20 protein-coding genes and 5 tRNA genes are annotated in these 24218 nt (G+C 69.5%); 10 read left to right on the top strand and 15 right to left on the bottom strand.

Annotated features, from left to right (window positions below; all coding sequences use genetic code 11):
• Nucleotides 1-136: 136 nt before the first annotated feature.
• The 12 genes from FJ309_03745 to FJ309_03690 form a co-directional block, all read right to left on the bottom strand.
• Nucleotides 137-679 (bottom strand): 50S ribosomal protein L10, encoded by a 543-nt coding sequence (locus FJ309_03745; GenBank protein ID MBM3953722.1) that lies wholly within the window; start codon nucleotides 677-679, stop codon nucleotides 137-139.
• A gap of 115 nt (nucleotides 680-794) precedes the next feature.
• Nucleotides 795-1457 (bottom strand): 50S ribosomal protein L1, encoded by a 663-nt coding sequence (locus tag FJ309_03740; GenBank protein ID MBM3953721.1) that lies wholly within the window; start codon nucleotides 1455-1457, stop codon nucleotides 795-797.
• Nucleotides 1458-1550: 93 nt separating this feature from the next.
• Nucleotides 1551-1976: a 50S ribosomal protein L11 gene (gene rplK / locus FJ309_03735; protein ID MBM3953720.1), complete on the bottom strand. Its 426-nt coding sequence runs from the start codon at nucleotides 1974-1976 to the stop codon at nucleotides 1551-1553.
• A 146-nt stretch (nucleotides 1977-2122) separates the two neighbouring features.
• Nucleotides 2123-2854 carry a transcription termination/antitermination factor NusG gene (gene nusG / locus FJ309_03730; GenBank protein MBM3953719.1) on the bottom strand — a complete coding sequence of 244 codons (732 nt, stop codon included), beginning with the start codon at nucleotides 2852-2854 and terminating at the stop codon, nucleotides 2123-2125.
• 77 nt (nucleotides 2855-2931) lie between these two features.
• Nucleotides 2932-3435 (bottom strand): preprotein translocase subunit SecE, encoded by a 504-nt coding sequence (gene secE, locus FJ309_03725; protein MBM3953718.1) that lies wholly within the window; start codon nucleotides 3433-3435, stop codon nucleotides 2932-2934.
• 233 nt (nucleotides 3436-3668) lie between these two features.
• Nucleotides 3669-3741 (bottom strand) — tRNA-Trp (locus tag FJ309_03720).
• Between the two features lie 57 nt (nucleotides 3742-3798).
• Nucleotides 3799-4998: an elongation factor Tu gene (tuf, locus tag FJ309_03715; protein MBM3953717.1), complete on the bottom strand. Its 1200-nt coding sequence runs from the start codon at nucleotides 4996-4998 to the stop codon at nucleotides 3799-3801.
• A 248-nt stretch (nucleotides 4999-5246) separates the two neighbouring features.
• A tRNA-Thr gene (locus FJ309_03710) sits at nucleotides 5247-5319 on the bottom strand.
• 226 nt (nucleotides 5320-5545) lie between these two features.
• Nucleotides 5546-5619, bottom strand: a tRNA-Gly gene (locus FJ309_03705).
• 62 nt (nucleotides 5620-5681) lie between these two features.
• A tRNA-Tyr gene (locus FJ309_03700) sits at nucleotides 5682-5764 on the bottom strand.
• 328 nt (nucleotides 5765-6092) lie between these two features.
• Nucleotides 6093-6165: transfer RNA gene (locus tag FJ309_03695), tRNA-Thr, on the bottom strand.
• Between the two features lie 136 nt (nucleotides 6166-6301).
• Nucleotides 6302-7540, bottom strand: coding sequence for a response regulator (locus FJ309_03690; GenBank protein MBM3953716.1), 1239 nt, complete (start codon nucleotides 7538-7540; stop codon nucleotides 6302-6304).
• 232 nt (nucleotides 7541-7772) lie between these two features.
• Here FJ309_03690 and FJ309_03685 point away from each other — a divergent pair, with 232 nt between their 5' ends.
• The gene (locus FJ309_03685) at nucleotides 7773-10262 is read left to right on the top strand and encodes an ATP-binding protein (GenBank protein ID MBM3953715.1); all 2490 of its coding nucleotides are present in this window, start codon (nucleotides 7773-7775) and stop codon (nucleotides 10260-10262) included.
• Nucleotides 10263-10265: 3 nt separating this feature from the next.
• Nucleotides 10266-11153 carry a formyltetrahydrofolate deformylase gene (purU, locus tag FJ309_03680; GenBank protein ID MBM3953714.1) on the top strand — a complete coding sequence of 296 codons (888 nt, stop codon included), beginning with the start codon at nucleotides 10266-10268 and terminating at the stop codon, nucleotides 11151-11153.
• A 9-nt stretch (nucleotides 11154-11162) separates the two neighbouring features.
• Here the strand turns inward: purU and FJ309_03675 are convergent, their stop codons facing one another.
• Nucleotides 11163-11663, bottom strand: a complete 501-nt coding sequence (locus FJ309_03675; protein MBM3953713.1) for a hypothetical protein — start codon at nucleotides 11661-11663, stop codon at nucleotides 11163-11165.
• A 41-nt stretch (nucleotides 11664-11704) separates the two neighbouring features.
• On the opposite strand from FJ309_03675, the gene FJ309_03670 reads away from it, so the two are divergent.
• The 7 genes from FJ309_03670 (at nucleotide 11705) to FJ309_03640 (ending at nucleotide 20595) form a co-directional block, all read left to right on the top strand.
• Nucleotides 11705-12628 (top strand): RMD1 family protein, encoded by a 924-nt coding sequence (locus FJ309_03670; protein ID MBM3953712.1) that lies wholly within the window; start codon nucleotides 11705-11707, stop codon nucleotides 12626-12628.
• Between the two features lie 98 nt (nucleotides 12629-12726).
• A complete protein-coding gene (locus FJ309_03665; protein ID MBM3953711.1) occupies nucleotides 12727-14289 on the top strand; it encodes an insulinase family protein in 1563 nt (520 codons plus the stop codon).
• A 59-nt stretch (nucleotides 14290-14348) separates the two neighbouring features.
• Complete coding sequence (locus tag FJ309_03660) at nucleotides 14349-15875, top strand: insulinase family protein (protein MBM3953710.1); 1527 nt, start codon at nucleotides 14349-14351, stop codon at nucleotides 15873-15875.
• An 86-nt stretch (nucleotides 15876-15961) separates the two neighbouring features.
• Complete coding sequence (locus FJ309_03655; protein MBM3953709.1) at nucleotides 15962-17206, top strand: YHYH protein; 1245 nt, start codon at nucleotides 15962-15964, stop codon at nucleotides 17204-17206.
• 47 nt (nucleotides 17207-17253) lie between these two features.
• Entirely contained in the window at nucleotides 17254-18531 is a 1278-nt protein-coding gene (locus tag FJ309_03650; GenBank protein MBM3953708.1) for a serine/threonine protein kinase, read from the top strand.
• Nucleotides 18532-18575: 44 nt separating this feature from the next.
• Nucleotides 18576-19436, top strand: coding sequence for a hypothetical protein (locus FJ309_03645; protein MBM3953707.1), 861 nt, complete (start codon nucleotides 18576-18578; stop codon nucleotides 19434-19436).
• A 115-nt stretch (nucleotides 19437-19551) separates the two neighbouring features.
• Entirely contained in the window at nucleotides 19552-20595 is a 1044-nt protein-coding gene (locus tag FJ309_03640; GenBank protein MBM3953706.1) for a methyltransferase, read from the top strand.
• Between the two features lie 7 nt (nucleotides 20596-20602).
• On the opposite strand, the gene FJ309_03635 is transcribed toward FJ309_03640, so the two are convergent.
• Nucleotides 20603-21736 (bottom strand): type III PLP-dependent enzyme, encoded by a 1134-nt coding sequence (locus FJ309_03635; protein MBM3953705.1) that lies wholly within the window; start codon nucleotides 21734-21736, stop codon nucleotides 20603-20605.
• A 149-nt stretch (nucleotides 21737-21885) separates the two neighbouring features.
• On the opposite strand from FJ309_03635, the gene FJ309_03630 reads away from it, so the two are divergent.
• Complete coding sequence (locus FJ309_03630) at nucleotides 21886-22263, top strand: CrcB family protein (GenBank protein MBM3953704.1); 378 nt, start codon at nucleotides 21886-21888, stop codon at nucleotides 22261-22263.
• Nucleotides 22264-23985: 1722 nt separating this feature from the next.
• Here the strand turns inward: FJ309_03630 and FJ309_03625 are convergent.
• The coding region (locus FJ309_03625; protein MBM3953703.1) for an IS256 family transposase at nucleotides 23986-24218 on the bottom strand (233 nt) is incomplete at its 5' end.

The following is a 24218-nucleotide window of genomic DNA, read 5'->3' as shown; positions in this document are numbered from 1 at the left end:
CGGGGTTCACCCTGGCGTCCGCGAGAGCCCGACGCGGGAAACCCTAAATCGTACCTCGCTTGGATTCGAAAGGAAGCCCCTCTGTAGAGTGGTTTTGGTTCGTGCTCTTGAGCCCGGCTCGGCGATACCCTGGATTTCATTCGCCCGCAGCCGGCGCCTTCTCCAAGTCCTCCATCCGCGATTTGATCTGTCCGGCAAGGAGCCCCCCCGCCGAGACGACCTGCCCGGCCAGCAGGCCTCCCAGAGAGGAGATCTGTCCGGAGAGGATCGAGAGTTGTTCGGCGCGGCTCGGCCACTTGGCAACCGTCTTGATGTCGGCTGCCCCGAGTCTAACGCCATCGAGCGCTCCTCCGCGAAGCTCGAACCCCTGGTAGTCGGCGACGCCCGATACCCGGTCGAGTTCCTTCGCCAGATCGACCACATCCTCGCCACCCCACGCGATGGCCAGCATCCCCTCGGTCTGTTCAAACGCCGGGGCAAGCACGGTGCCCGACGTCGCGCGCCGCGCGAGGCTGTTTTTGACCAACTGAAGGTGAATCCGCTTCTTCCTCAACGTCTGCCGCAGGGTGGTCGTTTTCTGTGCGTCGAGTTTGCCAAGGCTCACGACGACCAATTCGTTCACATCCCGAAGGCGGTGCTTCAGGTCGTCGATCAACATCTTCTTGACGAGCTTGCTCATGAGAACTCACCCAGGGAGTCAGTGCCGGGAAGGCTGGCGCGAAATTGCGAGTCGGTAGGACGGTGATCGCGGGGAAGCCGACTGGCGCCCACCCGCAGCGACCGGACGGCGAGCATCAGGCGGCGACCATCACCCCGGGGGTCATGGTGGCACAGATCGAGATGCTCTTGACGAATTGGCCGCGGACACTGGCCGGCTGCATCGCCAGGACGAAGTCGATGAAGGCGCGGATGTTGTCGGCCAGCTTGGACGAATCGAAGCTCGCCTTGCCGACGACGGCGTGGACGATCCCGGTCGGGTCGTTGCGGAACTCGACCTTGCCCGCCTTGTACTCCTTCACCGTTTTCGAGATGTCGGCGGTGACGGTGCCGGCACGCGGGCTGGGCATCAGCCCCCGCGGGCCGAGCACCTTACCGAGCGGCCCGACCAAGCCCATCATGTCGGGGGCTGCGATGCAGACGTCGAAGTCGGTCCATCCTTCCTTGATCTTCTTGGCGAGGTCGTCGGCACCGACCTCCTCCGCCCCTGCGGCGCGGGCATCGTCGGCAAGTCCACCCTTGGCGAATACGACCACGCGTTTCGACTTGCCGATGCCGTGAGGCAGCACCAGCGATCCGCGGATGATCTGGTCGGCCTGCTTCGGGTCGATCCCGAGACGCATGTGGATCTCGACGGTCTGGTCGAACTTCGTGGGCGGAAAGCTCTTCAGCACCGCGACCGCTTCGGGAATCGGCAGTGCGGTTTCGGCCTGGGGTTTCTTCGCGAGCATGGCCCGCATTCGCTTCGACAGGGGCACGGCTGGGGTCCTCGGACGGAATCGGCGGATGGGGTGAAAGGTACGAGACGGACGGACGTGACGGGCCGGGAAGGATCAACCCTCGACGGTGATCCCCATGCTGCGGGCGGTGCCCTCGATCATGCGACGGGCATGATTGCCGTCGCGCGAATTGAGATCGTTGGTCTTGAGGCGCACGATTTCGTCGATCTGGGCGCGAGTGACCTTGCCGACCTTGTCCTTGTTGGGCACGCCCGATCCCTTCGCCAGGCCCGCCGCCTTCTTGAGCAGCGCGGCTGCCGGAGGGCTCTTGGTGTAGAACTCGAAGGATCGGTCGTTGTACACGGTGACGACGACGGGGATCGCCATGCCGGCGGCTTCGCGGGTCCGGTCGTTGAATTGCTGGACGAACTGCCCGAGGTTGATGCCGTACCGGCCCAGCGAGGTGCCGACCGGCGGTGCCGGAGTCGCCTGCCCGCCGGGGATCTGGAATTTCGCCTGACCGACCACCTGCTTCGCCATGATCCTGCCTCGGAAGAAGTTTCCTGCCCGCGCCCAACCGTCCCGCCCATTTCACCGCTCCCGGGGGCGCTGCCGGCGGGGGCGATCGTCGTGTCTCCAATCACCGGCACGGGGACCATCGGGCCCCTGACGGGTGTGGTGATGATTCAGACGTTTTCGATCTGCCAGTACTCGATGTCCACGGGTGTCGAGCGACCGAAGATGCTCAGCATCACGGTCACGCGACCATTCGCCTCGTCGATCTGCTCGACCTCGCCTTCGAAGTTCTCGAACGTCCCTTCGGTGATCTTCACCCGGTCGCCCTTCTTGAAGGTGATCCGCAACCTGGGTGTTTCGTCCGTCTTGACCTCGGTCTTGTTGAGCAGTTTGGCAACGTCCTGAGGCAACATCGGGCTCGGACGCCCGGCCGAGCCGGTGAAGTCACCGATGCCCCCGGTCTCGCGGACGAGATACCAGGTCTCGTCGTTGAGCGCCATGTTGACGAGGATGTAGCCCGGATAGAGCTTCCGCGAGACGACCTTCTTCTTGCCCCCCTTGAATTCGGTGACCTGCTCTTTCGGCACGATGACGTCGCCGAAAAACCGATCAAGCCCCTGCATCCGCACCCGCCTCAGCAGGGCATCACGGATCGAGTCCTCGCGGTTGCTCTGCACCTTGAGGATGTACCAATGCTTGTCGGGCGCGGCAGCCGCGTCGTCGCCACTGTCGTCGGTGACCGGCGCCGCATCCTCGGCCCCGGCGAACGGATCGGCGATTTCCGCCGGGCCGTCGTCGTCATCGGGTTGGTCGGCCCGCAGGGAATCGTGCAGACCGCTCCGCTGGGAAGAGCCAGTGGAGTCGGCCAGGCGGTCGTTGTCGGCGTTGTCGTCGTCGTTCATGGGCGGGACGGTTGAAGGGGTGCGGGGCTGGCGGCGCCTGGTCGCGGGGAGAGCAGCGCTCCCCCTCGGACACAGCGTCAGCCGACCCCCTCTTGGAGGAAACGGAGGAGCAGGCGCCAGAAAAGGTCATAGAGGAACAGGATCGCGGTCAGCGCGAAAATCATGAAGATGATCACGACCGAACTGCGGACGACCTCGCCGGTGGACGGCCAGGATACCTTCGCCATTTCGCCTTCGACGGCGATGAGGAATTCAGCGAACCGGGGCACGTTCACCATCCGAAACGCCAGCCAACTGCCGATCGCCAGCAGAGCCAGCGGGATGAGGATCCGCACCAACCCGTAATCGGCGCCGCCATCGGCCCCGAGAGCTCCGGACGCGGATCCGAGAGACACCGTGCCGCCATACCACGCCGACAAGGCCTGAGACAGCCGGAACGCGGCAAGAAGGAGGATCGCCACGAGCGCCCCGAAGGTCGCCCGGCGGGCAATCCGCCCCTGATGGGGCTTGTACCGTGCGGCGGAGAGCATCTCCCTCCACACGGCACCCCCCGACGACGCACTTTCCTGGATGCCTGCCATGTCGTGCTCACTCCGCGGGGCGATCCATCGCGATCCGCACCCATCGATCGCCAGCCGAACACACGCCGCCACGATCTCAACACATTGCCGCCGCGAATCAACCGGCAGCTTCCCGGACGCCGCGCGGAGGGGAACCGGCGGCCCAACCGTCGTCCGTCCAGGTCTGGCCGCCACCCCGTACCGGGCCGGCACGGAGGCACTGCGGCCGCAGTGCCGGCCGGAGCCGGTGGCAGCAGGGGCGGCGGGGATCGAACTCGCAACCTCTGGTTTTGGAGACCAGCGCTCTGCCAGTTGAGCTACGCCCCTGTGGCCCGGACCCCGCGCGGCGCCGGGAAACCCGACGCGCCGCGCGGGACGGAATCGTCAGTCAAGGATCTTGGTGACGACACCCGAACCGACGGTCTTGCCACCTTCGCGGATCGCGAAGCGCACCCCGTCGTCCATGGCGATCGGCACCATCAATTCCACCTCCATCTTGACGTTGTCGCCCGGCGACACCATCTCGACACCGCCCAGGGGCTTCGTCGTACCCGTCACGTCGGTGGTGCGGAAGTAGAACTGCGGCCGGTAGTTGGCGAAGAACGGCGTGTGTCGCCCCCCTTCCTCCTTCGACAGCACGTACACCTCGCACTCGAACTTCTTGTGGGGCTTGATCGAGCCCGGCTTGGCGAGCACCTGACCGCGCTCGATACCGTCGCGGGTCACGCCACGCAGCAGGCAGCCGACGTTGTCGCCGGCCTGTCCGCTGTCGAGCACCTTCTTGAACATCTCGACGCCCGTGACCGTGGTCTTCTCCGACTTGTCCTTGAGACCCACGATCTCGACTTCGTCGCCGACCTTCACCAGACCACGCTCGATACGCCCCGTGGCGACCGTGCCGCGACCTTCGATCGAGAACACGTCTTCGATCGCCATCAGGAACGGCTTGTCGAGCTCCCGAGTCGGCTCGGGAATATAGCTGTCGACGGCATCGAGCAGGTCGCCGATGCACTTGTTCTTGGCCGCATCCGTCGGGTTGTCGTAGGCCGGCTTGCCGGCACCGCGGATGATCGGGATGTCGTCGCCCGGGAACCCGTACTTGGTGAGCAGCTCGCGGATTTCCATCTCCACCAGATCGAGCAGCTCCGGATCGTCGACGAGGTCGACCTTGTTGAGGAACACGACCAGCGCCGGCACGCCGACCTGTCGAGCGAGGAGGATGTGCTCGCGGGTCTGAGGCATCGGGCCGTCGGCCGCGCTGACGACGAGGATCGCGCCGTCCATCTGGGCAGCGCCCGTGATCATGTTCTTGATGAAGTCGGCGTGCCCGGGGCAATCGATGTGGGCATAGTGCCGTTTGGCGGTCTCGTATTCGACGTGGCTGACCGCGATCGTCACGGTCTTCGTCTCGTCGCGGACGGTTCCACCCTTGGCGATGTCGGCGTAGCTCTTGGCGATGGCGAGATTCTTGGCGGCCTGCACCGCCACCAGCGCTCCAGTGAGCGTGGTCTTGCCATGGTCGATGTGCCCGATCGTGCCGACATTGACGTGGGGCTTGCTCCGCGTGAACGTGTCCTTAGCCATGCTTCTCCTCGGCGTTCCTCTCTGATGGTGCCTGTTCGACCGTCACCGGCGTTCCGGGGCTTCGGTCACCTGATCGCTGGTCCCGACCGACCGGAAACGCCCGGTCGCGACGGAGCCGATATCGTCACCGACTGTTTTGTGTGCCGTTCCCCGCGCCGGTGCGACCACCGCGGGGCTCTCGAACCGTGCTCGACGAAAATGGTGCGGCTGTCATGGGCGGCCGGCGACCGAACACCCACTTCCCGCGAAGCTGCTGATGGGACTTGAACCCATGACCTCGTCCTTACCAAGGACGCGCTCTACCAACTGAGCTACAGCAGCAGATGTCATGGATTGGTGGGTCGAACGGCGCCCGCGTGTCCAGGCCCATCCTCCGCCCCGATTGGCTACGACGTGATCTCCTTCGAAGTGACTTGCCGTTGCCGCCGTTTCGTGTGTCCGGTTCGATTCGTCCGTCGGTGCCACGTTCCGAGCGGTCGGTTTCACGGGCCGTGATGGCTTGGATCCACGCCGCATCTCGGAGGCACCCGACAGGCCCCGTCGGGCCTGAAGCGGGTGAAGGGAATCGAACCCTCGTCTTTAGCTTGGAAGGCTATTGCTCTACCATTGAGCTACACCCGCACTGCAAAACCACCGCCGATCGCCCGTCTTGAAAACCCGATCCGACCAGCGGAGGAACCGACTGGGGAGTGCAGGATTCGAACCTGCGAAGGAATAATCCATCAGATTTACAGTCTGACCCCTTTGACCGCTCGGGAAACTCCCCGCACTCTCGCGCGGGAGGCGACAGATCGACCTGCGGATTCGGTGTTCACCCGCAGTCGTCGTCTCGCCATCCACCTCTGTTTCGCCCGTTTCGTCGCCTGATGATGGCACCGCGAATCCTGACCCGGCGACTCCGCCACGGCTCCGGAACCGGCGCGCATCACCGGCCCAACGACCCGCTTTCCGGTCCACCTCCGACGTACCTCACATGATCGCCATCCGACCGCCCCGCGGCCGGCCGCCGACTCGGCACCGCTGTGGTGATCGAGGCTCGTCGGAATCCCCCGCGCCGGCGGGTGACCACGGACCGGGTTGAACGGCACGCAGTGAGCTAGCGGCGGGAGTTGAACCCGCAACCTGCTGATTACAAATCAGCTGCTCTGCCAATTGAGCTACGCTAGCGACCCCGGGCGCCGCTGGAATCAGCCGTACCGCGGAAACCCAGCAGTTTACGGATTCGGTGTCCTCATGCAAGGCGGGCGGTGGCCGATCACGGTCCCGTGAGGTCCACCTGTCGTGGGGGTGCCCGTGGCGACGCTCACGGGCGGGGATCGGCTATTTCGTCCGTGCCCACCGCGACGATCGAGAAGTCGTCGGCAAAATCGTCACGACCGGTAACCTCCGTGATCGCGGCGCGGAGCGTGTCGAGTCTCCGTTCGGGGGGGGTGGTGGGGCTGGTCATGACGTCGAGGAACGACGCGAACCCCCACATCGAGCCGTCAGGGCGGCTGACCTCGAACGCCCCGTCGCTGTACAGGTAGAGATGGGACCCGGGATCGACGGAGATTTCCCGCGATTGGAACTCCAGTCCGTCGACTGCGCCGATCAGGGGTCCGTCGGAGTCGAGGAGCACGTGGACCGGGGGCGACGCCCCGCGCCATGGTGGGATCAGCAGTGCCGGGGGATGGCCCCCTCCTGACCACCTGAGCCGTCCGGCAGCCGAGTCAAGGATCCCGTACCAGATCGTGAAGAACATGTCGTTCTGCCGGTCCATCGGAAATGCCCGGTTGAGGGCGGCGAGCACCGTGCCGGGGTCGAGGAAATCGGTGTGCGGAAGGGCTTCCGTCCGCAGCGTCGTGAGGACCGAAACGCTCAGCAGGGCGGCCCCGACGCCGTGACCACAGACGTCGAGGAGATACACGGCGGTCCGGTGGTCGTCGATGAGGTGGAAGCCGAAGGCATCGCCGCCGAGCTCCGCCGACGGCACGAAGCGCCAGTCGACCGTCGCACCGCCGAGCCGTTGCGGTGGCGGCAGCAGCGAGCGGACGTACCGCGCGGCACTCGCGAGATCCTCGGCGAGGGCCTCACGGCTGGCGCGGAGCGCCTCGAAAGCCTGGTTCCGTTCGAGCAGCGCGATGTAGCCGCGCGAGTGGTGGCGGACGCGGGCGAGGAGTTCGAGCCGATCGGGGAGCTTGACGATGTAGTCGTTGGCGCCGAGTTGGAAGGCCTCGGCCTTCACCGCTGCCTCCTCCTTGGTCGACAGCACGATGATCGGCACGTCGGCGAAGCGGCCGTCGGCACGGAACCGACGGACCAGCTCCAGTCCGTCGATGCCGGGCATCACCAGGTCGAGGAGGATCACCGTCGGCCCGACGTCGGCGGCCATGGCCAGGGCGACGGAGGAGTCGCGGCAATAGTGGTAGCCCAGGTCGTCCTCGGCGACGAGCATGCGCCGCACCGCTTCACCGATGATCGGCTGGTCGTCGACGAGGAGGATGCACGGCCGACGTGGATCGGTGGCGGTCGGGGGCACGGTCGCTGGCGATCCTGTGGGCATCGGGCGACGGGCCGGGCCCCGGTTCGCCTCCGTGACCGCAGTGTAGCCTTCCCCGGGGGCGGGCCGGCCCGAACCGGGCGGACGTCGAGGCGCCAGGCGACTGCGGCGGGAGATCGCCCCAGCCCCACGCGCTTCGCCGCAGGGCGACGACATCCGGCCCGGTCGGCCGGTATCATCGCCCCTGACCCGGCCGTCGATCCGGCGGCGGGGCGCGCCGCCAGCGAGGACCACGATGCCCGACCGCCCGTCGCCCCGCCGTCCTCCGGCGCGCCGAGATTCCACGGCCGCCCCTCCGGCTGCCGGACCCGACATCGAAGGATTGGGGGTCTTCTATCTCGGCCGATCGGTCGATCCCGACAGCGGCCGGCCGGGAGAGCCGCTCCTCGTCGACGCCCGGCGGTTCACGACCCATGCGGTCTGCGTCGGGATGACCGGCAGCGGCAAGACCGGGTTGCTCGTCGGGCTCCTCGAAGAGGCGGCGATCGACGGCATCCCGGCGATCGTCGTCGATCCGAAGGGTGATCTGGCCAACCTTCTCCTCACCTTTCCCGACCTCTCCCCCGAGTCGTTCCGGCCGTGGCTGGAGGAGGAGGCGGCGCGGCGCGACGGGATCACGCTCGACGAGCTCGCCGCCCGGACGGCGCGGGCCTGGCGCGAGGGATTGGAAGCGAGCGGCCAGTCGGCCGAGCGCATCGGGAGGCTTCGTGCCACCGTCGACATGGCGGTGTACACCCCCGGCAGCCGTGCCGGCCGACCGCTCGCGATGCTCCAGAGCCTCGACCCGCCGGCCGATGGCGACGATCCCGAGGTCCGCCACGAACGGATCGATTCGCTCGTCGCCGGGCTGCTGGCGTTGGCGGGGATCGACGGCGAGCCGGGGCGGAGCCGCGAGCACGTGCTCCTCGCCGCCATCATCGACACGCTGTGGCGGGCCGGCCAACGCGTCGACTTCGCGACGCTGATCCGTGCGATCCCAGCGCCGCCGCTGGAACGCGTCGGGTTCCTCGACCTGGAAAACTTCTTCCCCGCCGGCGATCGCTACCAGCTCGCCGCCCGGCTCAACACCGTCGCGGCCGCGCCCGGGTTCGAGGCCTGGCTGCAGGGGGAGCCGCTCGACGTCGGCCGGCTGTTGTGGACGGAGGGGGGGCGTCCGCGGGTGAGCGTGATCTCGATCGCCCACCTCTCCGACGCCCAGCGGATGGCGTTCGTCACGCTCCTCGCCGGCCAGGTGGTCGGTTGGATGCGGTCCCAGGGGGGCACGTCGTCGCTCAAGGCGCTGTTCCTCATGGACGAGGTCTTCGGCTACCTGCCGCCGACCGCCAACCCGCCGAGCAAGACGCCGCTGCTGACGCTGCTCAAGCAGGCCCGCGCGTTCGGCCTCGGCGTCGTCCTCGCCACGCAGAACCCCGTCGACCTCGACTACAAGGGGCTCTCCAACGCCGGCACCTGGTTCCTTGGCCGTCTCCAGACCGCCCGCGACAAGGCGCGGGTCCTCGACGGCCTCGAAGGGGCGGCGAGCTCGGCTGGGGCGGGATTCGACCGCGCCCACGTCGACCGCGTCCTCTCCGGGCTTGGTCAGCGGATGTTCCTCATGCACACCGTGCACGCCGATGCGGAGACGGTGTTCCAGACGCGCTGGACGCTGTCTTTCCTCCGCGGTCCGCTGCTCCGCGACGAGATCCGCCGGCTCACCGCCACCGCCCCCGGCGCGGCGCCGGCCGGCCGTCCCGCCGAGCCGCTCCGCGCCGAACGCGACGAACCGTCCAGCGGCCGGTTCGGTGGCGATCGCCCTCTCCTGCCCCCCGGGGTGCGTGAGGTGTTTCTGGCGCCCGAACCCGGAGTGGCCGGTCCGGTTCGCTACCGTCCGAGCATCCTCGGCCGCGCGCGGGTCCGCCATGCCAAGGCCGCGGCGCGGATCGACGTCGACCGCGAGGTGATCTGCATCGCCCCCGCCGGCGACCAGCTCGGCGAGTCGGCCTGGGACGCAGGCGAGATCCTCGCCGAGCCCCCCGAGATCGAGATGGCGCCACGCCCCGGCTTCTTCGCGCCGTTGCCGCCGTCGCTCGCCGGCCCCAAGGGCTACACCCTCCTCGCCACCGCGCTCAAGGGGCACCTGGCGCGGACGAGCAAGCTGACCGTCTGGCGGGCCCCGGCCCTCGACGCGATCTCGCGGCCGGGGGAGAGCGAGGCCGCGTTCCGCGTCCGCATCGCCCAGCAGGCGCGCGAATGGCGCGACGCCGAGCTGGAGCGGGTCCGCGACCGATACGCAACGCGGCTCGCCACGCTCGACGACCGGATCGTCAGGGCGCGGCAGAAAGTGGAACGGGAGAAGGCCGAGGTCCGCAATTCATCGCTCCAGACATATGTCTCGATCGGCAGCGCCGTCCTGTCGGCGGTCCTCGGGCGGAAGGTGGCCAGCTCCACCACGGTGGGTCGGGCGGCCACGTCGATGCGCTCCGCCAGCCGCACCGCCCGGCAGCAGGCCGACGTGGTCCACGCCGAGGAGAGCCTCGGCACCCTCGAGGAGCGGCGGCGGACGCTCGCCGACGAGATCGACCTGGCCCTGGCGACCGTGCGGGCCGAGGCCAATCCGGAGCGGATGGCGCTGGAGCCGATCGAGATTCCGCCGCGGAAGACCGACATCGCCGTCGAGGAGGTCGTCCTCGCCTGGGTGCCGGCCGCCGAGGGGACGACGCGGCAGCGGGTTCCCGCCCCCTGGTGAGCGATGGCAGCGCCGCACCCCATCCCGGCCGAGCGTGACATCGTCCTGGTCGCGTGCCCGGACGAAGTCGGACTCGTCCATCGGATCACCGGCGTCCTCCGCGCCCGCGGTTGCAACATCGAGAGCAATCAGGAGTTCGTCGACGCGGCGACGGGGCACTTTTTCTTCCGCGCCGAGGTCACGTCGGCCGGGGATGCGCCGGGCGCCGCGGTGGGCCTGACCGAGGGACTCTCGGCAGTTCTGCCAACGGGGGCGGAGGTCCGCGTCACGCGCGCAGGGATCAGGCCGATCGTCGTGCTGGCCAGCCTCGAGCCCCATTGTCTCGGTGAGTTGCTCCTCCTGGCCGACAGCGGCGACTTGCCCTGCGTGATCCGCGCGGTGGTGAGCAATCACGACCGGCTCCGCCGGCTCGTCGAGCGCTTCGGCGTGCCCTTCCACCACCTGCCCGCCCCCGCCGCCAACGCCGACACCGCCGCGCGGCTGGCCCACGAGGAGGCGATCGAGCGGGTGATCGCCCCCCACGAGCCCGACTCCCTCGTCCTCGCCCGCTACATGCGGGTGCTCTCGGAGGGGTTCGTGGCCCGCCACGCCGGGCGGACGATCAACATCCACCACTCGTTCCTGCCAGCGTTCGTCGGGGCGGCACCGCACCGCCAGGCGTTCGCGCGCGGCGTGAAGCTGATCGGCGCGACGGCCCACTTCGTGACCGGGGACCTCGACGAGGGGCCGATCATCGCCCAGGACGTGACCCCCGTCGATCACGGTTTCACCCCGGAGAGGATGGCCAGGGCGGGGCGCGACGTCGAGAAACTCGTCCTCGCCCGTGCCGTGCGCCTGGTGCTCGAGGAACGGGTCTTCGTCCACGGCCGGCGGACGATCGTGTTCGCCTGAGGCCACGGGTCAGTCGTCGAGGTCGAGATCCTCGACGTGCCCCTCCTGGAAGACGGCATTCTCGGCACGCTCATGGTCGTGGAGCGCCGCGGCGAAGGCCGCGAAGTCCGCCGCTCCCTCCGTCCAGGTTCCGGCTTTTCCGGCGGCCAACCGGGCGACGAGGGCATCGAGCCTGCCGAGGAGGCCGGGGTGCTGGCGGAGCACGCCGCCCGCGGCAGCGGCGAGGCGCGGCAGCCGGGCCACCGACTCCTCGAGCAGGCCCCCTTCCTCCTCGCGCGCGAAGTGGGTGGCCAGATGGCGGCGCAGCTCGGCCAGCTCGGCCACAGTGGCGGCGATCACGGCCGGCGTCGGAGCGGCGCTGGCGGTGAACCTGGTCCGCAGGTCGGTGAGCCGGCGGAACAACTCGTTGTGTTCCGCCATCACGTGGTTGACGAGTGTCGGGTCGGTGCGATCGAGCATGGTCGTCGGCCCTCCGGGGAGAAGGGCCCGGCGCGTCGTCGTCCGCCGCATCCGCCCCGTGGCAACGGTAGGCTGGAGGGAGAGGTGACGGCGTGGACGACGTGCCCCGCGGTGGCGGGTGGCGGACAGTTGGCAGCGGCGGGGAATCGACGGAGCAGGCGGCACCCCCGGCTGCACCGGCCGGGGCGGCGCCGCGCACGGTGATCGAGGCCCGCGCGATCCTCGTCGGGAGCGGCCTCGACATCACCGCCCTCGGGGCGACCGAACGGACCGGCGGTGCGCCATTGGTCCTCGAACTGGTCGGCAGCCTCACCGGGACCGCGCTGCCGGGCGGGGGGCGCGGAGTGGCCGTGCTCTACCGCTCCGGGGCGGCGGTGTTCTTCGACGTCACTGCCGCTGGAATCGCCGAGGCGCTGCGCCAGATCGCCCCCCGGGTCCGGCAGCCGCTGGCCGAAGCGGAGCGCGACACGGAGGTCCTCGAGATCGCGGTCGATCCGGCCGGCCGCGAACTGATCGAGGGGAACACGCTGCTCCTCGCCGACGTGACGATGGAGAAGCTGCAGATCGTCGCCGACATCCTCGCCAAGAGCGTGTCGCTGGCCCACCATGAGCGTGCCGTCGAGCGGCAGTTCGAACGCGTCGAGCCGTTCGCCGCCGACCTCGGCCGCAGCGGCCGGGGGGGGCGCGAGTTGCTCCGTCAGATCGGCAGCACGCTGTTGGCCGAGCACCAGGTCGTCGCCGGGGCCCGCGTCGACGACACCCCCGAGCTCCTCTGGGACCACCCCGAGCTGGAGCGCCTCTGGGGGCGGCTCCGCGACGAGTTCGAGATCCGCGAACGGTCCCGCGCCCTCCACGACAAGCTGGCGCTGATTTCGCGGACCGCCGAGACCGCCCTCGACCTCCTCCACAACACGCGCAGCCTGCGCCTGGAGTGGGCCGTCGTCGGCCTGATCGTCTGCGAGATCCTCCTCACGCTGCTCCAGTGGGGGTTGGGGGTGGCGGGCCACGGCGGCTGACGGCCGACCTTCGTTCCGCCCCCACCGTGCGCCGGGGTATAACCACGCCCGTCGGCCGCTGCGGTCGGCACGTCCCGCCCTGCAACACGGGGATCGCCATGCCCGCCGCCTGCCCTCTGTCGTCCTGCCGCTTCGCGCTTGTGGTGGCCCTGCTGTCGGCCGCCAGCGCCGCCGGCCAGCAGGTCGCCGTCGAGGAATTCCGTCTCGACAACGGGATGGAATTCCTCCTCGTGCCCCGGACCGACCAGCCCAACGTCGTCAGCGCCGGGTGGGTGGCCAAGGTGGGGAGCGTCAACGAGCGCCCCGGGATCACCGGGATCAGCCACTTCTTCGAACACATGATGTTCAAGGGCACCGACACGATCGGGACCCGCGACGCGAAGCGCGACGCCGACTACCGGCGGCGCCAGCAAGAGCTCCGCGACCAGATCAATTCCCTCGTCTGGGCCGGGCAGTACGAGCGTTTCCTGCGCGGCGAGATCGGCGACCCGTGGGATCCGGCCAACGACACGCAGGAGCTGCGCCTGCTCCGTGGCAAGCTCGACGGCCTGATCAAGGCGCAGCAGGGGCGAGGCGACGACGGCGTCGAAGCGGCGACGATCGTCAAGGACGAGTTCGACCAGGTCTACACCAAGGCCGGTGGCAGCGGGATGAACGCCTTCACCAGCCACGACCTGACCTGCTACTTCATCACCGTTCCCTCCAACAAGCTCGAGCTGTGGGCGTGGATGGAGAGCGACCGGCTCCACGACAGCGTGTTCCGCGAGTTCTACTCGGAGCGCGACGTCGTCCACGAAGAACGTCGGCTGCGCACCGACAGCACCCCGACGGGGCGCTTCGAGGAGCAGTTCGACAGCATGTTCTGGGCGTCATGCGGCTATTCGTGGCCGGTGATCGGCTGGCCCAGCGACCTCAACAGCTACACCTTCGAGCAGGCCCTCGACTACTGGAACGTCTACTACCGGCCGGGCAACCTCGTCGGCGTGGTGGTCGGCGATTTCGATCCGGCCCAGGCCAAGGAATTCATCCGGCGCTATTTCTCGCGTCTCGACCCGGGCACACGGAAGCCGCCGCCGGTGGTCACGCTCGAGGTCGAGCAGCTCGCCGAGCAGCGGATGAACGCCAGCGGCGACTTTCCCCCGGCCGTCGAGATCCGCTACCACACCGTCCCCGCCGGGCACGCCGACAGCTACCCGCTCGACATGCTCGCCGAGATCCTCAACGAGCGGACCGGTCGGCTGTACACCGGCCTCGTCGAGGGGCGCGCGATCGCAGCGGGCGCCGGCGCGAGCTCCGACACGCGGAAATACGCTGGCCTGTTCGCCTTCGAGGCCCAGGCCCGCGGCGACGCCACCCCCGAGCAGCTCGAGGCGGCGTGGGAGGAGGAGCTCGCGCGGCTCCAGGCCGACGAGGTCCCCGAGCGCGAGCTGCGCAAGGTGAAGAACCGCGTCGCGGCGGGCAACTACCGGCGCCTCGAGAACAACATGTCGCTGCTCGTGCAGTTGGCGTTCGCCGAGGCCACGCTCGACTGGCGCGAGATCAACGACGGCCCGCGGAAATACGAGGCCGTCACGGCGGCCGACATCCGCCGCGTCGCCACCACCTATTTCAAGCCGACCAATCGCAGCGTCGCGATCTACCGCCGGCAGGCGGGGCAGTGACTCCCGCCCCGCGCCGTCGCGCCCTGATTTCCGTCCACGCCCACCGAGGTGCCCATCCGATGCCCGACCGCTGTCGCCGTGCCGCTCTCGGCCTGCTTGCCTGCCTCCCGTCGCTCACGCTGTTCCCGCTTTCCGCCGAGGCCTGGCAGCCGGCCACGGCGCTCCCCGCCCGGCCGGAGGAGATCGAGTTTTCGCCGCTGGAATTCAAGCCCCCCGAGGCGGCGCGGTTCCGCCGGACGCTCCCCGATGGCACCGTCGTCTACGTGGCGCCGTCGCATGAGTTTCCGCTCGTCACACTGTCGATCACGTTCAAGGGAGGGGCGTCGCTCGACCCTGCCGACGTTCCCGGCCTGGTGGCGTCGGCGGCGCGGCTGGTGCGCGAGGGGGGCACCACCACGCGGAAGCCGGCCGAGATCGACGAGGCGCTCGATTTCCTCGCTACCGAAATCGGAGTCGGCAGCGGCGACGCCTTCACCACCGCGACGATGAACTGCCTGGCGAACACGCTCGACGAGAGCCTCGGCCTGTTCGTCGACATGCTGCGGAATCCCGGATTCGACGCCGCCCGGCTCGAGACGTCCAAGGCGCGGCAGATCGCGGCGCTCAAGCAGCGCAACGACGACGCCTCGTCGATCGTCGGCCGCGAGTGGCGGCGGCTCCTGTGGGGGCCCGACCACTTCGAGGCACGCGAGCCGACGGCAGCGAGCGTCGCGGCGACGACGCGCGAGCGGATGGCCGACGTCCACCGGCGGATCTTCCATCCCGGCAACATGATCGTGTCGGCGACGGGCGACTTCGACGAGCAGGAATTGCTCGCGCGTCTCGCCAAGGCGTTCGCGGGCTGGCAGAAGGGGCCGGCGGTGCCCGACCCGGTGGCGCCGACGGCACAGCTCGTGCCGGGGGTGTACCACGTGCCCAAGGACATCCCCCAGGGCAAGGTCGTGATCGGGATGCGGTCGATCGCGCGCGACGACCCCGACGCGATCCCGCTGGCGATCCTCAACGACATCCTCGGCGGCAGCGGCTTTACCAGCCGGATCATGCAGCAGGTGCGCAGCAACGAGGGGCTGGCCTATTCGGCGGCCTCGGCGGTCGCGCCGAAGGTCTACTACCCCGGGCAATTCCAGGCCCGGTTCGAGAGCAAGAATCCCACCGTGGCGCTGGCCACGAAGATCGTCATGGACCTCATCGGGCAGGTCCGCGAGGAGCCGGTCACCTACGAGGAGCTGGAGACTGCCAAGCTCGCCGCCATCGAGACCTTTCCGCGGCAGTTCGAGAGCAAACCGGCGATGCTCCGGCTGTTCGTCAACGACGAGTGGACGAAGCGTCCGCCGGGCTATTGGCAGTCGTACCGCGACAAGGTCAGCGCCGTGACCCGCGAGGACCTCCAGCGCGTGGCCCGCAAACACCTCGATCCGGAGAAGATGGCGATCCTCGTGGTCGGTGATTGGGACGCGATCGCCGGCGGCGATCTCCAGCGGCGGGCGACGATGAAGGACTTTTTCGGGGGCCGGGTGACCCATCTCCCGCTCCGCGACCCGCTGTCGCTCGAGCCGTTGCCCGAGGGGGGTGAAACGCCGAAGTGATCCGCGCCCGCGCCGGGGCGATTCCCGGCGCGGCGGCGAAACCGGCACGCGACTCGGCCGTTCAACATGGGGTTTGGGAGGTCGTGATGGTCGGCACCGGTGGCTGGTCGAATCGGGAATTCTGGCGGCACGCCGCCCTGCTCGTCACCGCACTTGTCGCCGCGACGGAGGCCGGCGCCGGAGGCGCCCTTGCCGAGGAAAAGCCGGCCGGCGCGGTGGCGCTCGGCGGCCGCTGGTTTCTCCGCCCCGGTGCCGGGCCCGACGGGAAACCGCTGTATCTGTACCGCGACCACGTCGGCGGCGTGGAGCGCTACGTCGACCTGTTCAGCTACCACATGCGCGACTCCAACGGCGACGAGACCGACGAGGTCCAGGTGGGCCACGAGCCGGGATTCATCGTCATCAACAGTCAGGGTTACCCCAACCACCCCACGGCGATCTTCCCCAACAGCGGCAATCCCAACCGGATCGCCGTCCAAGACTTCACGTTCCGTCTGCCGCTCGAGCCACGGATCGCCCCCGAAATCACCCGGCTGCCGATGGGGCCGATCGGCCTGGCGCTCAATGGCGTGGTGTTTTTCAATCCGTTCGAGCAGGGGGGGATGAACGCCGTCGAGGGCTATTCCGAGGTCTGGCTCGACGCCTGCTGCGGCCATCCCCAGCAGACCGGCGTGTACCACTACCACAAGTATCCGTCGTGCGTGAAAAGCCCGTTCGCCGACGACGGCACTCGGCATTCGCCGATCATCGGCTTCGCCTTCGACGGCTTCCCCGTGTACGGCCCGTACGAGTCGGCCGGCGTGATGGCCCGCGATCTCGACGCCACGTCGGGCGCGCCACTCGACGTGTGTAACGGGCATGCCGACTCGGCGCGCGGCTACCACTACCACGTCACCCCGGGGCGCTTTCCGTACATCCTCGGCGGCTACCGGGGCGTGCCCGAGCCGTCGAACAACCGCGGCATGCGGCGCGCCGGTAGCGGGGCGATCGTGGACAACGCCAGTGGCTCGAGCCGTCTCGAGGCGACCGTCGCCGAGGTCGTGCCGGGCTCGGTGGCGCGCGGCGGCCGGCGGACGGTGACGATCCGGCTCGACCCGACGGCGGCACAGCGCGGGCCGATCCCCGAAGGCAAGCCGGAGTGGGTCCAGTTCGGGCCGTTCGAGGCGGTCGACATCGCGCGCGACGGCGACACCGTGACGGTCGTGCTCGACGTCGGGGCCGACGCTCCGCTCGGCGTGCTCCTCGACTGCCACGTCGAGTTTCCGACCGCTGCTTCGGGCCGCGGACGGCGGGTCCTCAAACGCAACGACGCGCTGCGGATCGTGGAATGACCGGGAGCGCCGTCGCCGCAATCGCACACTCCGTGGGAGTCCCCGCCATGCACCGTGACAATCTGGCCCGCGTGGCGGGGGCGTTCCTCGCGATCGGTGCAGTCTCGAGAGCCGCCGCCGAGGATTGGCCGCGCTTCCGTGGGCCCGACGGCCGCGGGATCGCCGCCTCGGCCGTGCCATGGCGCTGGGGCGACGGAACCAACGTCCGCTGGCGCACGCCGCTCCCTGGGGCCGGGTCGTCGAGCCCGATCGTCCATGGCGATCGTGTCTATGTCACCGCCTGGTCCGGTGGCCAGGGAAAGGGGGCGCTGGTGCGCCACCTGCTGGCCGTCGACCGCGCCGACGGCCGGATCGCGTGGCAGCGCAACGTCGCCGCGACCGGCACCGACGACGCCTACCAGGGGTATCTCACCGAGCATGGCTACGCCAGCAGCACGCCGGTGACCGACGGCCGCACCGTCGTCGCCCACTTCGGCAAGGGGGGCGTTGTCGCCTGGGACCGCGACGGCACCGAGCTGTGGCGCGCCGACGTCGGCCAGGAGTCGAGCAACCGGCGCTGGGGGTCGGCCGCCAGCCCGGTGATCGTCGGGGAGCTGGTGATCGTCAGCGCCGCCGAGGAGAGCCAGTCGCTCCGCGCGTTCGAGCTGCGGACCGGCAAGCCTGTCTGGAAGGCGGAGGCCTCGGCCCTCGAGCTGGCCTACGGCACGCCGGTCGCCGTGACACTCGACGACGGCACCGTGGAGTTGGTGCTGGCGGTGCCCGAGGAGGTGTGGGGGCTCGACCCCGCCACCGGCAAGACACGCTGGTACGCGACGACGGCGCTGACGGGCAACGTGTCGCCGAGCGTGGTCGTCGACGGGACGACGCTGTACGTGTTCGGCGGGTTCCGCTCGGCCGGGGCGGTGGCGCTGCGCGCGGGTGGCCGTGGCGACGTCAGCAAGACCCACGTCCTGTGGACAAGCCGGTCGAGCTCGTACGTCGCCACGCCGGTCCTCCACGACGGGCATCTGTATTGGATCGACGATCGCGGTCAGGCCCACTGCATCCAGGCGCGCGACGGAAGGGCCGTCTACCGCGAGCGGGTCGAAGGGTTGGCCGGCGGGGGCGGTCGGCCGGTATACGCCTCGCCGGTCGTCTCCGACGGGCGGATCATCGTCGTCAGCCGGTGGGGCGGCACGTCCGTGCTGCCGGCCGAACCGCGCTTCGAGATCCTCGCCCACAACGTCTTCGCCGACGACGACAGCGATTCGAGCGCCACGCCGGCGATCGCCGACGGTGCCCTGTTCCTCCGCTCGGGCCGGTTCCTGACCTGCATCGGCCACTGAGCCATCATCCTTCGGATCCGGTTGTTCCCCAGGAGACTCAGACGATGACGACGACGCGATGGTTACAGTGTGCGGCGCTGACGATGACTGTGGTCGTCGCCAGCGCGGCGCTGGCCCAGCCCCCGGGGCAGCGCGGCGGGCCCGGCGGCCCGCCGGGAGGACAGGGGCGGCCACCCGGTGGCCCGCCGGGGGGTGAGCGGGGCGGTCCGCCCGGACCGCCGCCCCACGATCCGCTGCGCCACGCCCTCGATGCCGACGGTGACCACGCCTTGTCGGCCGACGAGATCAAAAACGCGCCGGCCGCACTGCTCGCGCTGGATACGAACAAAGACGGCCGGATCGACGAGGAGGAGTTTCGTCCGCCGCCGCCCCCGGAGGGTGGCCCTGGGGGCGGGCCCGGTGGCCCTCCCGGCGAAGGCTTTCGCGGCGGACCGGGCGGCCCCCCGGGCGGCCAGCGCGGCCCCGGCCAGGGGCCGGGCCAAGGGTTCGGGCCTCCTCCTGGAGGAGCTGGTGGTCCGCCTGGAGGCGGTGAGTTTCCGGGTGGTCCAGGCGGACCGCCTGGCGGACCGGGTGGTCCCGGAGGTGGGATCACGCCCGAGCGGGTCGTCGAGCGGGCGATGACGTTCGACGCCGATGGCGACGGCAAGCTCGACCGCGCCGAGTTGTCGAAGTTCGCCGAGGACATGGTCCGGCTCTGCGCCCAGATGCAGGGTGCCGGCGGCCGGCCCGGCGGGCGTGGCTTCGGGCCACCCGGGGGCGGCCCAGGCCCGGGGGGCGAGGGATTCCGCCCGCGCGAGGGCGCCGGCCCTCCAGGGGGTGGTCCTGGTGGCGGCCCGCCCGGCGGTGGTCCGCCCGGCGGCTCCGGCGGGGGAGAGCGCCCCGAGCGCCCGCGCCGGCCGGAGTGATCGAACGGTCGGTATTGTTTCGAAACGCGGCCGCGGGCGCGGTGGATGCCGCCCGCGGCCGCGCCGTTTTTCGCGTTCGGTTGGCGCCAGGGCGTCGCCGGCGTCTGCTCGCTCCATGTCCGACGCGCCACTGCCGCCGCTTCCCGCCGAGGCCCTCGCCCTCGGGATCGCCCGCACGCTGCCGGGCACCCGGATCGCCTGCACCTCACCCGGGCGGGCCCAGGCCGCCTGGAGCCTGGCCGCCGAGCGCCCCGACGCCGCAGTCAGCGCCTGGTTTCTCGATGCCTTCCACTTCGACGCGGCACTGGCCGCCCACGGCACGGTGCCCGACGGCCTGAGCGTCACCTGTGCCCCCGACCTGCCGGCCGGGCCGTTCGACCTGGCGATCGTGCCGCTGTCGCGCGACGGCGAAGCGGAGCTGTCGCGCGACATCCTCCAAGCGGCGCTGCTCGCCCTCGAGCCGGGAGGCCAGCTCGTGGCCGCCGTCGACAATCCCCGCGACACCTGGCTCCACGGCCAGCTCGCCGACACACGGGAACGCGTGGGCGTGCGCCACGGCGAGGATGCGGTCGCCTACGTGGTGACCAAAACCCGCCCCCCGCGCGTCCGCGACTTTTCGGCGACAGTGGTGTTTCGTGACCGGGAGCGGCTGCTCACCGCGTTCACGCGCCCCGGCGTGTTCGCCCACCGGCGCGTCGATCCCGCTGCCCGACACCTTCTCAACGCCGTCGACGTCGCCCCCGGCACGCGCGTCGTCGACATCGGCTGCGGCAGCGGCTGCGTCGCCCTGGGGATCGCGGCCCGCGATCCGTCGGTCGTCGTCCACGCCCTCGACAGCAACGCCCGCGCGGTCGACTGCACGCGCCGCGCCGCCGCCGCCAACGGCCTGGACAATGTCACCGTCACCCTCGAGGCCGGCGGCGCGATCCCCGACCCCGGCAGTTGGGATCTGGTCCTTGCCAATCCCCCGTACTACGCCGACTTCCGGATCGCGAAGCTGTTCGTCGACGCCGCCCACCGGGCCCTCGCCCCGGGGGGCACGCTGCTGGTGGCCACGAAGCGCCCGGCCTGGTACCTGGAGACACTCCCGGCGACGTGGCGCGACGTCGCCCGCGAGGAGGTGAAGCACTACCACCTCGTCGAGGCAGTGCGGCCGTGATTTCCGCTCAGCGATTCACGTGGACCACGGTCGCCGGCGGGAAGCCGTTGAAGTGCGTGGAACTGGCGGCCGAATAGGCGCCGATGTTCTCACCGTAAAGATAGTCGCCGATCTCGAGGTCGGGCAGGTGCTCGGCGAGGCTGATCGTGTCGAGGGCGTCGCAGGTCGGCCCGAAGACGGCGCATAACTGCGGCGTGCCCCGCTTGAACGCCTTCAAGTGATACGTGCAGTGGTCGAAGATCACACCGGAGTAGGTGTGGTAGACGCCATCGTCGACGTAGTAGCAGAGTTTGTCGTTGCGAAACGCCTTGCCAATGATCTTCGAGACGGCGGTCGCCGCCGAGGCGACGAGGAACCGCCCCGGTTCGGCAAGGATTTCGATCGGCTCGGGAAACAGCCGGTCGATCTCGTGGTTGATCTTCCCCGCGAGGTCGGCGAACTTCGGCACCGATTCGTCGTAGGCCGCGGGGAAGCCGCCGCCGATGTCGAGCAGCTTGAGCTGGAAGCCACGGCTGGCCGCCTCGGCGAACACGCCGGCGCAGAGGTGCAAGGCCTGGATGTAGTTTTCGGGATTCGTGCACTGGCTGCCGACGTGGAAGCTCAAGCCCTCGACGACGAGCCCGGCGTCGTGGGCGAACTGGATCAGCTCCACCGCCTCCCCCGGCAGCGCGCCAAACTTGCTCGACAGCTCGACCATCGAGCCGGTGTTGGGCACCCGCAGCCGTAGCGCCAGCCCGGCGTGCGGCGCGTGCTTGGCGATCTTCTTCACCTCCTCGTGATTGTCGTAGGTCACCAGCGGCTTGTAGCAGTCGAGCTCGCGGAGGGTCTCGATCGGCTTGATCGGGTTGGCATAGATGATCTTGTCCCAGATGAAGTCCTGGCGCTGCTTGGCCGGCAGCTTGGCGATCAGCCGGTGGACCGTGTGGAACTCCTGCATGCTGGCGACGTCGAAGCTGCTGCCGAGGTCGTAGAACGTCTCGACGATCGCCGGATCGCTGTTGACCTTGACCGCGTAGTAGACCTGGACGCGGGGGAAGTGGCGGCGAAAGAGCTTGTAGTTGCGCCGCAACTCGTCGTGATCGACGACGAACAGCGGGGTCCCGTGCTTCTCGGCCAGCGCCAGCAGCGTCTTGCGGTTCATCGTCGTGGGATCGTCTCCTCGGGCAGGGTGTGGCGCCAGATTCCGGCTGTTCCGGCGGGGCGTGCCGCGGCAGTATATCGCTGCGTCGGCGGCCGCCCCCGCGCCGCGCCGGAAGATCGCCCCGTCACACGCGCCCCCGGAGACCCGCGATGAATGCTCTGGCGACCGCGCTTGCCCTGGCCGCGGCCGGCGCCCTCGGCACGCTCGCCCGCGCCGGGCTGACGGAATTCGTCGGGCGCCTCCTCGGCACGCGCTTTCCGTGGGGCACGCTGGCGGTCAACGTCGTCGGAGCGGCGGCGTTCGGCGCCATCGTCGGTCTGTCGCGCGGGCGGCTCGCGCTGCCGCCGGGAGTGGAGACCGTGCTGCTGGTCGGGCTGCTCGGCGGGTTCACGACCTTCTCGAGCTACGCCTTCCAGACGGTGGAGCTGATCGAGAACGGCCGCCTGGACGCGGCTCTCGCCTACGCCCTGGCGTCCAACGCGCTGGGTGTGGTGGCCGTGTGGATCGGCCTGCGGCTGGCGCGGTGACGGCCGGCAGAGTCAGTGCGCCTGGCCGGGGCGCGCCGCGTCTGCTGGCCCGACGATCTCGAGGAGGTGTCCGTCGCGCGCTGCGCCAGTATTCGAAGCGCTGCGAATAGACCTGGTCGTGAGGGGTGTGCCAGTAGATGTCGAGGGGCCCCCACTTGCTCTCGATGAGCACGAACCCCTCCGGCCCGATCGCCTTGATCAGGCCGGTGTGGACGATCCTTCCCGGCTCGTCGCGGTACACGATCAGGTCGCCAGGCCGCGGTGTGGCGACGGCGACGTAGCCGTTGTCGTCGAGGATCCGCTGCACGTCGGCCCCGCCGACCTGGAAACGTCCGCCGGTGAACACCCACCCGTGGCAGTTGGCCGGCGAGCGCGACGAGTCGGCGACGATCACCCGCCCGTCGAAGCCGTCGGGTACGAGAGGCTCGTGTTCCGGCGTGACGTAGCGCCGCAGGTGGATCATGGTCCCGCGATCGGTGACCCCATGCGCCCCCGTCTCGTCTGTTTCAGCTTCGACGGGGAGTGCGAGAAAGGGATCGAGGTCGGCGCGCTGCGGTGCCGCCACCGCTTGAAAGCGCAGGCACGACAACGCCAGCGCGAACACCAGACCGCCGGTCCACGCCCAGCCCCACCGGTCGCCACGGGCCGGAGGTGCGGCGAGGATCGCGGTCGCCAGCAGGATTCCGCCGAGGCCGAAGCCGAGCCGTACGATCACCCAGGGTCCCTCGGTTTCGGCGGGTTGCGAGGAGCGCAGGGCGACATCGGCAACAGCCAGGGCCGTGACCACCACCAGCGACCAGCGAACGAACGTCGCCCATCATGAATACCCCCTTCGACCCGACAGGGCGAGCCAGGCGGTGCCGGCTGCGGCGCAGGCCATCGCGACCAGAAGGCATAACCAGACGGCGACCAGCGGCAGGCTGGTGGCAGCGGCGGCGGGAAGGGGCATCGACGGGCCATCGGCGGTGCATGGGGACGTCGGCCCGATCCGTCAGGCCGTCTTCCCCTCTAACCCCCCGCCGGGGGCAAAGTTGCCTCGTCGCCGCCGCCCTTACCGGGAGGCAAGGTTTCTTTCCCTTGCCGTCGGGGGGCGGACCGCGTCAGAGGGAAAAAAGAACCCGGCCGCGTCGATCCGACGCAGCCGGGCGCGGAATGGTCGGAGAAAGTTTCCGCTCCCCGCGCCGCCCGTCGGAGGATGTGCGGAATCACCTTGTTTTCCCGAGTGAAACCGCGAATCGGGGCGGTGGGATTCGAACGGGTGAGGTTTCCGCGGGCGAAACCGCCATCGTCGGCGGAGGCGGCGCAGAATCCGGCGCACTGCCGGCCGATCTGGCCCGCGTGATCGAGCGATGGCCGACGCTGACGAGGCACCAGCGGCGGCGGATCGTCGCCCTCGTGGAGGCAGCGCGAGATCGAGCGGCCGGCCGTCGGCGGTGATCGAGCGGCGCGGTGGAGCGTGAACCGCCGTCGGTGCTCGCGGCCGTTGCGCTGGCTGACGTTGTGGTTCGTCGCGTCCCCGTCGGGGGCGCCAGACCGCGACCGTCCCGGTGGGGTGCTCGCGGCGGTGCTCCTGGCCCGGTGCCGTGGTGGACGTTGCGACGAGGCCCCCGCAGGGGATGGCGGGTCGGTGAGGCGGTGCTCGCGCCAGACTTTGGTTGCGGATCATCGTGATCCGCAGATAATGCAACATCCCTTCTGTAAATCGCGGGTTTCAGAGGTAGGTCATCTGGCTCCCATGGTGAGGTAAGACCGTTCGGTCTCCCAATCGTCACTGATCTCGGAGAGGACTGCGGACGCGAGCCTGAGCAGCGATGCTTCATTGGGGAAGAGCGTGGCGACTCGCGTTCGGCGCTTGATCTCCTTGTTGAGTCGTTCAAGCCCATTCGTCGTTCGGAGCCTGCGGCGGTGGGCTGGAGGGAAGCCGAGGACGGTGAGGGCCTCGGGGACATTGGCCT

Source organism: Planctomycetota bacterium, assembly GCA_016872555.1.
In the GTDB taxonomy this organism is placed as follows: Bacteria; Planctomycetota; Planctomycetia; order Pirellulales; family UBA1268; genus F1-20-MAGs016.
Note: the sequence above shows the minus strand (reverse complement) of the source record. Positions and strands in the feature narration are given on the sequence as shown.